This window comes from Cesiribacter andamanensis AMV16 (genome assembly GCF_000348925.1).
GTDB classification, from domain to species: domain Bacteria; phylum Bacteroidota; class Bacteroidia; order Cytophagales; family Cyclobacteriaceae; genus Cesiribacter; species Cesiribacter andamanensis.
The window spans coordinates 1-9,825 of the sequence record NZ_AODQ01000150.1; the positions used below are offsets into that span (position 1 = coordinate 1).

Consider the following 9,825-nt stretch of genomic DNA (forward strand, 5'->3'; position numbering starts at 1 on the left):
CTGTTTGCGGGGGGCAGCCAGGCCACTGCCAAAGCTGTGAGGGGCAGTGATCACCCGGGCCTCATCCCACAGGCCCAGCGCCAGCAGCTGCTCAAACAGGCGCGGACCCCCTTCTACCAGCACCGACCGGATGGAGCGGGCATGCAGATCGGCAAAGAGCTGGGGCCAGAAATGGTCGAGGGGAAGTTTTTTCAGAATAAGATTTTCGGCCTCCCGGTCGGCCAGCAGGTTGTAGCATATAGTAGGCCACTCTCTGTTAAAAAAGGTGCAGCTCTTCGGGCAGGGAAAGCATGCGGTCTACCACCACCCGCAGGGGCTGGCGTAGTGCATGCGCCTGGGCAGGTGCCCAGTCCCGGTTGGTGAGCCGGGGGTTATCATGGCGGGCGGTATTGCTGCCGACCAGAATGGCATCTTCCTCGCTGCGCCACTTATGCACCAGCTGGCGGGCGTAGGGGTTGCTGATCCACTTGCTGCTGTAATCGCTACGGGCCATGTAGCCATCGGCGGTCTGGGCCCATTTAAGGATGATGTGCGGACGCCCCTTCTCTACGGACGTAAAGAAGCGGCGGTTGAGCCAGCGGCCCTCTTCGGCCAGCAGGCCGGTTGCCACCTCAATGCCCGCCTCCTGCAGGCGCGCCAGCCCGCCGGCGGCCCGGGGGTTGGTATCGGCATTGCAGATCACCACCCGCCGGGGGGTATGCTGCAGCAGCAGATCGGTGCAGGGGGGTGTTTTGCCCCAGTGGTTGCAGGGCTCCAGGCTTACATACACTGTGCTTTGGGCAATCAGCGCTTTATCGGCTACACTCTCCAGCGCATTTACCTCGGCATGAGGACCGCCCCACTGGCGGTGCCAGCCCTCGCCAATGATGCGCTCCTGATGCACCACCACACAGCCCACCAGCGGGTTGGGGCTTACCCGGCCCGCTCCCAGGCGGGCCAGCTCCAGCGCCCGCTGCATGTACAGCCTGTCCTGTTCCTGTGTCATGGTGCTAAAGGTAACAAGTTTTGCCGAGCCTGGAGCGGACCGACCCGCGGGAAAAAAAGGGGTAGGGTGCAGGAAGCCGGGAAGCCCTCAGCCCTATACCACCAGCAAGCCAATGGAAATAAGCAGAAAAACTACCGCCGATACTCCCATGGAAAAGCGGAGCTCAGGGGTTAGCCCCTTATAGAGTCCCAGGCCGGAAAGCAGCAGCAACAGCAGGGGAATAAAAGCAAAATTGCCATAAATAGAACTGCCGATGCGGTAGCGCAGGCTCTGGGTCCTGGCCGGGGCTACGTAAACCGGCTTACGGAAGATGGGGGTTTGGAAAATAAGCAGGTTGGGCTGTTCGGAGAAGGCGCTACCTGCTGAAGCGGGTATGTTGATCACCCTGCCCGAAAAGGTGTGCAGCTGGGAATGGTCCAGGTAGCGGCGTGCACCCCGGGCTGCTTTGGCGCGGTATTCTTCTGCATACACTTCAATGATGTACTTGGTCTGGTCGATCTTTTGCGCAGCGGCAGGGCATAATCCACCAGCAGCAGCAGACAAAAGGCCAGAGACGTCTGCAGAATCGGGTACACGTACCTCATATAGGGCGCGATACGCTCCCGCTCTCTGGGCTGGCGGCGGGACGGTCTCTCCCCGGCAGGTGCATAGTGGATGGCCGGCGCCTGCTCCTCGTCACCAGACGCAAAATAGGCCCAGTCATAGGCCTGGCGCTTTTGCGGATTGCTCAGTACCCGGTAGGCTTCATTGATTTCCTGTATGCTGATGCCCCCCGCTGCTGTAGTGGCTACATCGGGATGGTGCTTCTTTACCAGCATTCGGTATGCTTTTTTGATCTCCGGCTGAGTAGCCGCAGGAGCAAGCTGCAAAATGCTGTAGTAGTTTTTCATGCACGGGCGCCAAAGCGGGACATAGCATTGCCTTTTGGTAGATCCAGACAGCATTCGCCGCAAAGGGAATACCGGTACCTGAGGCATGTAGCGTAAAATGGGCTCTCCCTGAGCGGAAAAGCCTAGCAGACACAGTATAGCCATACTGCGGGTCTGCTACTATACGAAAAAAAGCTACCGGAGTTCAGCCCGTTGCCCCACTAGCCTGTGCATACAGGTAGACAGGCAAGGGGGGGCTAGTACCAATGGGTAGGGGGGCACAGCGTCTATGCACCTGCGGGAGCAGAAAGCAGCATAGGGCTCTGCTCTTAGAAGACTGCCTGCTCAAAGGCAATGTAGTTGACCAGCGCTCCGCGGTGATCTACAACAGGAAAGCCCTCTACCTGGCAGGTATAAGCGCTACCCCCTTTCTGGTAATTGGTAAGGAGAGCGGCAAAGGGCTGCTGGGCCTGCAGTGCGCTGCGAATAAGGGCTTTGCTTTCAGGACTGGTTTCCGGCCCCTGAAAGATCTTCGGGCTTTTGCCCAGCACTTCCTGCGGCAAATAACCCGTCATGGCAAACAGGCTGCTGCTGGCAAAGAGGATTTGCTGGTTGAGGCTGGTCACAAGAATTGTCTTACGCTCCTGCACCACCTTTTGTGTAAAATTCCAGCTGTGCACCCATCCCCCCAAACGGGCCAGCATTTCCAGCTGCCGCACATCTTCCTTCAGTGCATGGGTGGCGCTATACTGTTGCAGGGCATACACATCCCAGCTAAGGAGCGGTGCGGTTTTTCCAATGGTGGAGTGGCTCTGCTTCATGGCATATAAAAGATAGGTGTGTGGAGGATTTTAAGGTAAAAACAGGTAAAACGCTTGAAAATTCAGCTAAGTATGAATTATTCGTTTAAATTAATAAACATTTGTATAAACATACGCATCTGGCCTACAATAGTTTATACCATATGGGCTACTTTTAAAAAGGAAGAGGAAAGGAATAAACCCGGGCAGCGGCTAGTTTTTGGCCGGCCACACCAACCGGCGCAGGGCATACAAACCCAGCAGGGGGCCCAGCGCCAGTACAGTAAAGCGGTATTGGCCCGGCAGCCAGGCCTGCAGCAGATTCAGCAGCTGCAGGCTCACAATGGTAATGCTAAAACCAATGCAGCTAACAATAGTAAGTGCCGTAGCAGTACTTTCTCTAGGCGCATGTTGGGCTACCAGGCTGGAAAACTGGGGCGAATCGGCCACAACCACACCACCCCACAGCAATAAAAAGCTTAGGAGAAGCGGCAGTGGCATATAGAGGGTCAGGGGCGATAGCAGGCAGCAACAAAGGGAAAGAAAAAGCGCCCAAAAGGCTACCCGACCGCTGCCCCTTCGCTCTGAGAGGTACCCCCCTGCCACACAGGCCACGCTGCCAATGCCAATTATGGCAAAGCTGAGCAGCGAGATGGGCAGCGCCTGCTCCGGATGTTGCTCTGCATAGGCCGCCAGCAAGAGGGGAACAAAGGCCCAAAAGGTATACAGCTCCCACATATGGCCAAAGTAGCCTCCTGCCGCCGCCCGAAAGGACCTGTTACGAAAGACCCGCAGCAGCGCCCCCGGATCGAGGCCCTGGCTCCTGCGCCTGAAGGGGCCATCGGGCAGCAGCAGTATCAGCAGGCCACCCAGCAGCGCCAGTGCCGAAGTTGCGATAAAGACCCCCTGCCAGGGCAGTCCCCTGCTCAGCGCCCGTAGCAGATGCGGAGAAGCGGTGCCCAGCACCAGGGCGCCCACCAGATACCCCAGGGCTTTGCCCAAGCCTTTTTGGTGCCAGTCGGCGGCAATTTTCATCCCCACAGGATAGATGCCCGCCAGAAAAAAGCCGGTAAGCACCCGCAGCACCAGCAGCGATACAACCCCTCCGGCCCACAGCACCCCTAGGTTAAAAAGGGCGCCCATCAGCGCCGAGAAAAAAATACTTTTGAGGGAGAAAAGCGATCGGCCAGCGTCAGCAGCGCAAAAACCAGCGTACCGGCAATAAAGCCCAGCTGCACCGCGCTGGTCATGTGCCCCAGGGCCGAGGCCGCCAGCCCCAGCTCCTGTTGCAGGGAGGCCATTACCGCATTACCCGCAAACCAGAGTGACGTACCCGCCACCTGGGAGAGGACTATGATGGGCAGGATGCGGAAAGGAGGGTGGGGGGTGGTGGACAATCAGCGAGAGGCAAAATTTAATGAAGGTAAAACAGCATGCGCACCTTTGTGCAACTATTCCTGAATATAAATCACCAGTGCCTTTACTGCCCCATTGTACTGAAGGTAATTTCCATATTGATCCCGGCCACCCTGCACATAGCTATTGGTCAGAATAATCGCATTACCCCCATGTTTACAGGCGCAGGCCTCTACTTGTTTATGAGCAGCCTCAAACTCATTATTGACAATTCCTTTCATGCCTTTTCCTGTACACTCGCCAAGTACCACATAGCGTTTGCCATCTTCCGGTGCTTTGGTCAAATAGGTAAGGGCACACCCTTTCTCTCTCGCCGGGTATACATGTGGAGTAGTAGGATTCATTCTATAATGCGAACAGCTGCCAGTTGCAGCCATAAGCACCAGTAGCAAATTGATCTTCAGCACCAGATATCCAGCTCTCATAAGAAAACACCTAAATGACGTAGAGAATAAGAGCACAAATATAGTCCTATGAGCGCATAGTTTGAGCTGTATTTAACAAATTATAAACGCATGCTGTTCTGATCCATAAGGAAGGGGCTTGTGCTCTGGCTACTGTAGCAGAAAGCTGAATTTTGTCCTTACAAAAGTATTAGCTTACAAGTGAGACCATCTGCTTTCTTTTATCTGCAGTGGTTCCAGCCAAAATCCAGTATTTGGAATGTGAACTCCCCTTTTTGAATCAGGATATAGTCCGAAGGGTCCTCCTCATTGTACAGAGTTCCATAGAATGTTCCCCTGATACCATTTGGTGAGACTCCTTCTCTGGGTAAAATTTCTTCCACCTGCACATAAAAGGAGTTCTCTACGGTTTTATTCACATACCTTTTTCCGCTTTCGGGTGCATCACCAGCTGTTCTGTCTATAAAAATGGCATAGGAGTCAAAATCGCTTTTATAAGAGCCGGTTGTTAGATAAACCCCTGGTGCTTCAACATCCGTAAGTTGTATTCTTAGCTGATTTTCACTTCTATAATCTGCTCTCCCTTTCGTATCCTTAAAGGCGCTGATCGTATAGAGATCCATATCTATATCACCCGGACCTGATACACCTGTCCAGGAACACATAAACGTACTGGTGCAGGGGTCTCGTTCGTAAGGTTTCCATGCCTGGCCATTTATTTCCATAGATAAAGAATTCACCGGTGTATGTATGGTCTCTTCTTCCTTTTTTTCACAGCTAAGGACAAATAGCAGGCTCATCACCAGCATTGCTGTTGTAGTGAGTTTGATTAACATTCTGGTGTAGGCGAGTTAGTGGATTGATTTTATGATGTAAAGGGGGTAGTCTTCGTACTCCCTTTACATTCTTCCTTTTTAACACAATATACACATTCAGCTTCATTATCCTACCACCTCCATATTTCCTGCTAAAATCCCCCACCCTTCCTATCTTTGCTCCCATGCACACCGCCGGACCTCTTTACCGCTCCACCTATCAGCAACTGACGCCCCTGGGCGAATCGGCCAGCCAGCAAGCCTACTGGCTGCTGGAGGGAATCGTGGGCATTAGCCTGATGGATGTGGTGCTGGATAAAAAAATTGCGCTCTCCGCTCAGCAGGAGCAGCTGCTGCAGCAGGCCATCGCCCGCCTGCTCCGGCACGAGCCGCTGCAGTATGTGCTGGGGGTGGCCAATTTCCGGGGACACGACTTTGTGGTTTCGCCGGCCGTGCTCATTCCCCGGCCCGAAACCGAAGAGCTGGTGCAGCGCATCCTGGAGCGTCATCAGCAGCAACATCCCCTGCGGATTCTGGATGTGTGCACCGGAAGTGGCTGTATTGCCCTTTCGCTAGCGAAGGAACTGCCCGGAGCAAGCGTATGGGCCACCGACATCAGCCCCGAAGCGCTGGCCATTGCCGAACAGAACCGCCAGCGGCTTGGGGTGGAAGTGCAGTTGCTGCAGGCCGATGCGCTGCAGGCCCCCTTTCCGGCGGAGGAGCTGGATGTGGTGGTGAGCAACCCCCCCTACGTGCGGCAAAGCGAGGCCGATAAGATGCAGCCCAATGTGCTGGACTGGGAACCCCACCTGGCCCTTTTTGTGCCCGATGAGGACGCCCTGCGCTTTTACAGGGCCATTGCCCGGGAAGCGGCAAAAAAACTGAAGAAGGGGGGCTGGCTCTATGTTGAGATCAATGAGGCCTATGGCCATGAGGTAGCCGGCCTGCTCCAGCAGCTTGGCTTTGGGCAGGTGCAGGTGCTGCCCGACCTGCAGGGAAAAGCCCGCATGGTAGAGGGGATACTAGGATGACGATGCGCTCAAGTAGCTTACTTACAAACTGTATGTATTGGCCTATCTGCTACAAATGCTCTCCCAACCAAAACGACTCTCCCCCTGTGAAGGACAGCAGGCCGGATTGCTGGAGCCGGATCTCCTGCCGCTGGGGCCCGGCTGCATGGCTTTCTATCATTACCCCCTCCACCTTCGGAAAAGCACCAAAGGCAAGCACCCGCAGCAGGCTCCCAGCCGGCAGCCACTTGCGCATTTCGGGGCGGCGAATGTAATTGTAGCGCCAGCCCTGGCTGATCAGCTGAAGTTGCACCCCCTCCTGCTGCATCCCTTCCAGCTGCCGGAGCAGGGCAAAGGTGTCCGCTTCGGCATCGGCCACCAGGTTGAGGCTGCTTTGCTTCTTATTCCGAAGCCAGGCAATAACCCCCTGCAGAGGGTCTTTGGCCGGCAGCGGTAGTACGGCCACCGGCTGTTGATGGGCCACCTGCTGCACTACGGTATCCTGCTCCAGAGAGGCTGCCCACACAGCATCCAGCTTAATGCCCCAGGCCAGCGCCTCGGCCAGGGCCTGCTGGTGCACCACCACCCGGGGGCTCCATTCCAGCAGCTGGCCGGCCTGCGCAAAGCTTAGCTGCCCCGGCTGCCAGAGCAGCAGGGCGGGCTCCTGCTCATCCCGAACAATGTGGTGGCTGGACATGCTGATGGCTGGTTAAAGTGGAATTTCCTTTTTAGAGAAAAGGGCCTCGTTGAGTGCCCGAAGCTGGGCCCAGCTCCAGTGGGGCTTTTGCGGCTGGTTGCGATAGCCCTGCTCGAAGTACTGCTGCACTACTGCCTTAAAGCTGCGGCTGGGAATGCTGGAGGCGTAAATGGGTCGTTTGTAGGGATGATCAAAACGCTCTTCCTTGCTCAGGGGGGTACCCTGCAGGCGCAAAATGGGGCCGGTATCGGTTATTTTATCGGCCGCCCAGCGGTGGGGTCCTTCCTCCAGCGCATTGAGCTGTCCGGCAAGGGGCTGCAGGTCCAGGCGGGGAAAGCCGGGGCGGTGGGCCGTATCTACCCAACTGGTGTACTTGTACTCCAGCTCGTAGCGGTTGCCGCTGTAGAGGCTTAGCACCATATCGGCCGGGGCGCTTTGGCCAAAGAGTGCATAGTAGTGCAGGGGCTCGGGCGTTTCTACCACCAGCAGGCGTATGCTCCGCTCCAGGGTAAGCCCGCTTTTGGGCCCCCGCATCACCGCCCAGTCAGCTACTACCTGCTCATATTCCTGCTGCCACTCGGCCCGGTAGCGCTCCGGATCCTCCAGCACGGCACCAAACGCCTCTAAAAAGAAGGTGTATTTAGGCACACATAGTTTTACCTCGCTCTGGCGGGGGGCATAGGAGGCAAAGGGGGCATAAAAGCGCCCGCTTTCGGCCCTGTTGATCCAGCAAACCAGCTTCAGGGCCAGGTGGTCTTCTTCTGTCTGCAAATCCATCTCCCGGAAATCCCCCATAAGGGCCATTTTGCGGATCAGCTGCTCGTGCTGCAGCGCTTTTTGAGGATAGAGCAGGCTCCAGACCCCCAGAAAACCGTCTATATCAAAGTGGTTGTTGGTTACATACGCATGTGTATGTAGCTCGGGCAGATCGGCTTTCAGCGCATTCAGCACAATGCCGGCGCTGGTATCATCGTGCAGCTGCGGCAGTTTGGGCGCGCCGCGCCAGTGCGAGAGCACCAGCCCCCGCGGATGGAAGCTGTCTACCACCAGCACCCCCTGGTACTGGTGAATGTCTAAAAAAGGGATGAACTGTTTTGTCTGCATACAGGCTGGGGTCACTTAAAAATGCCGGATTCTGCCGGCGAATAAAAAATTCTGGAAGAAAAAAGAGCAGCCCTTCCACAGGATGGAGGAGCTGCTCATCATCACCTACCAAAATTAAAAGCGAAGGGTAGCTCCTATCAGGAAATTGGTGCCGGCCTGGGGGTACAGGAATACCTCCCGGATGGTTTCGCCATCGGCTATATAGCCAAAGGTGTAGCCGTTGCTGGAGTAAAGGGTATTGAAGAGATTGTTCACCAGCAGGTTTAGCCGGATCTCTTCCACAAAACGGGGCCTGATGCTGTAATTAACCCGGAGATCATTTACCCAATAGGGATCCAGGCTGCGGCTGTCGGCGCCGGTATTGTCCAGGTACTGGCGGCTTACCCACTTGCTCAGCAGGCTCAGCTCCAGCTGCCGCTGGGGGTATACACTTACAATGCCGTTGGCAACCACATTCGGTGAAAAAGCGATGGGGGCATTGGTGATTTCGGTACGCAGCTGCTGGCCGGTATCGTAGTTCATCAGCACATCCTCAAACCGGCCAATGCGGTTGCGGCTAAAAGTGGCATTGGCCTCCAGTTTCAGTTCCGGTATGGGGGTGTAGACCCCCTGAAGCTCCATACCCATGCGGTAACTCTCGGGCACGTTGATGCGGATATCGGAGCCTACATCGTTGATTTCGCCGGTGAGCACCAGCTGGTCTTTATAGTCCATCAGGTAGTAGTTGGCGCTGAGCTGCAGCTGAGGCGACAGGCGGCCCTCCCACCCCATCTCCAGGTTGCGCAGCACTTCGGGCCTGGGGATGTTGCGGCCCTGGCCCTCGGCATGCAGGGGAGCGTCGGTAAAATCGCGCCGCACAGGCTCCCGGTGGGCAATGGCATAGGAGGTGTACAGGCGAAAGTCCGGTGTAAGGCGGTAACTAAGCCCCCCCTTTGGGTTCCAGAAGTGGTACTCATAATCGCCGGCAATAAGACTGCGGTCATTATTGAGTCCGCCAAAGCGGTAATCGATGCGGCGGTACTGCACATCGCCATACAGATCAAGGCGGGGGCTGAGGGCATAGTACCCCTTCAGGAAGCTGTTAAAGTCGGTTTTAACCGCATTGTTGTCGTAATAGCGATCGCCCAAATTGCTGGTGCTGGCGTAGCGGGCCCAGATCACCTCGCCAAAGTGGTCACCATCGTAGCGGTTCCAGCCACCGCCCCATACCAGTTTCAGGGGGCTGCTGGTCTCCCAGGCCAGCGAGTAGGTGAGGCCGCCAAAATGATTGTCGAGCCAGCGGCGGCGGATCAGATCGGTGCGGCTGATGGGCGTTTCACCCGCCTCTACCGCCGGCAGGCCATAGTTGGAGAGGCGGTCGTTGGGGCGAAACTGCTCGTAATAGCCCTGCCCCCGGGTATAGTGGCCGGCAAGGTTCAGCTGCAGGCTGGGGCTCAGGTCCCGGGCAAACAGCAGCTGGTAGTGGTCCTGCTGGTAATTGTCCGTTTCGTTTTCGTAGGTATAATAGTTGTAGGTGCGGCCGGCGGTGCGCAGGTTGCGCAGCTGCTCCTCGTCATCAATCCAGTTGCGGGCAATGTAGGCCTCTATGCCTGCCGCATCTCCCCGCACTACCGCCTCGGGGGTGCCGTACCAGGCCTGGTAGGTTTGCTCCCGGCCGCTGAAGACATTGCTTTGATGAGGGTCTTATCATCGTAATAACCGCCGCTTACAAAGAAGGACTTCAAG

13 protein-coding genes are annotated in these 9,825 nt (G+C 56.2%); 1 reads left to right on the plus strand and 12 read right to left on the minus strand.

Annotated elements, in window-relative coordinates; genetic code table 11:
• The 9 genes from ADICEAN_RS23980 to ADICEAN_RS18520 all read right to left on the minus strand — a co-directional run.
• The coding region (locus tag ADICEAN_RS23980; protein WP_394330772.1) for a dihydrofolate reductase family protein at positions 1–123 on the minus strand (123 nt) is incomplete at its 3' end.
• 133 nt (positions 124–256) lie between these two features.
• Positions 257–985 carry a bifunctional diaminohydroxyphosphoribosylaminopyrimidine deaminase/5-amino-6-(5-phosphoribosylamino)uracil reductase RibD gene (gene ribD, locus ADICEAN_RS18490; RefSeq protein WP_009197185.1) on the minus strand — a complete coding sequence of 243 codons (729 nt, stop codon included), beginning with the start codon at positions 983–985 and terminating at the stop codon, positions 257–259.
• Between the two features lie 93 nt (positions 986–1,078).
• Entirely contained in the window at positions 1,079–1,369 is a 291-nt protein-coding gene (locus ADICEAN_RS18495; protein WP_009197186.1) for a hypothetical protein, read from the minus strand.
• Entirely contained in the window at positions 1,366–1,875 is a 510-nt protein-coding gene (locus ADICEAN_RS21585) for a J domain-containing protein (protein WP_009197187.1), read from the minus strand. Before ADICEAN_RS21585 ends, ADICEAN_RS18495 begins: the two co-directional genes overlap by 4 nt.
• Positions 1,876–2,183: 308 nt before the next feature.
• Positions 2,184–2,675 (minus strand): PAS domain-containing protein, encoded by a 492-nt coding sequence (locus tag ADICEAN_RS18505; RefSeq protein ID WP_009197188.1) that lies wholly within the window; start codon positions 2,673–2,675, stop codon positions 2,184–2,186.
• 192 nt (positions 2,676–2,867) lie between these two features.
• Entirely contained in the window at positions 2,868–3,797 is a 930-nt protein-coding gene (locus ADICEAN_RS18510) for an MFS transporter (RefSeq protein WP_009197189.1), read from the minus strand.
• Positions 3,797–4,051 carry a hypothetical protein gene (locus tag ADICEAN_RS23765; RefSeq protein WP_009197190.1) on the minus strand — a complete coding sequence of 85 codons (255 nt, stop codon included), beginning with the start codon at positions 4,049–4,051 and terminating at the stop codon, positions 3,797–3,799. The genes ADICEAN_RS18510 and ADICEAN_RS23765 overlap by 1 nt, the downstream gene beginning before the upstream one ends.
• Before the next feature lie 54 nt (positions 4,052–4,105).
• The gene (locus tag ADICEAN_RS22780) at positions 4,106–4,354 is read right to left on the minus strand and encodes a hypothetical protein (protein WP_040398170.1); all 249 of its coding nucleotides are present in this window, start codon (positions 4,352–4,354) and stop codon (positions 4,106–4,108) included.
• A 341-nt stretch (positions 4,355–4,695) separates the two neighbouring features.
• Positions 4,696–5,310: a DUF5025 domain-containing protein gene (locus ADICEAN_RS18520; RefSeq protein WP_040398172.1), complete on the minus strand. Its 615-nt coding sequence runs from the start codon at positions 5,308–5,310 to the stop codon at positions 4,696–4,698.
• 164 nt (positions 5,311–5,474) lie between these two features.
• Here ADICEAN_RS18520 and prmC point away from each other — a divergent pair, with 164 nt between their 5' ends.
• Positions 5,475–6,320, plus strand: coding sequence for a peptide chain release factor N(5)-glutamine methyltransferase (prmC, locus tag ADICEAN_RS18525; RefSeq protein ID WP_009197193.1), 846 nt, complete (start codon positions 5,475–5,477; stop codon positions 6,318–6,320).
• 49 nt (positions 6,321–6,369) lie between these two features.
• Here the strand turns inward: prmC and ADICEAN_RS18530 are convergent, their stop codons facing one another.
• From ADICEAN_RS18530 to ADICEAN_RS18540, 3 genes are all read right to left on the minus strand, one after another.
• Positions 6,370–6,996 (minus strand): hypothetical protein, encoded by a 627-nt coding sequence (locus ADICEAN_RS18530; protein ID WP_009197194.1) that lies wholly within the window; start codon positions 6,994–6,996, stop codon positions 6,370–6,372.
• Positions 6,997–7,008: 12 nt separating this feature from the next.
• Entirely contained in the window at positions 7,009–8,100 is a 1,092-nt protein-coding gene (locus tag ADICEAN_RS18535) for a DUF6687 family protein (protein WP_009197195.1), read from the minus strand.
• 114 nt (positions 8,101–8,214) lie between these two features.
• Positions 8,215–9,708: a TonB-dependent receptor gene (locus ADICEAN_RS18540; RefSeq protein WP_009197196.1), complete on the minus strand. Its 1,494-nt coding sequence runs from the start codon at positions 9,706–9,708 to the stop codon at positions 8,215–8,217.
• Positions 9,709–9,825: the final 117 nt, after the last annotated feature.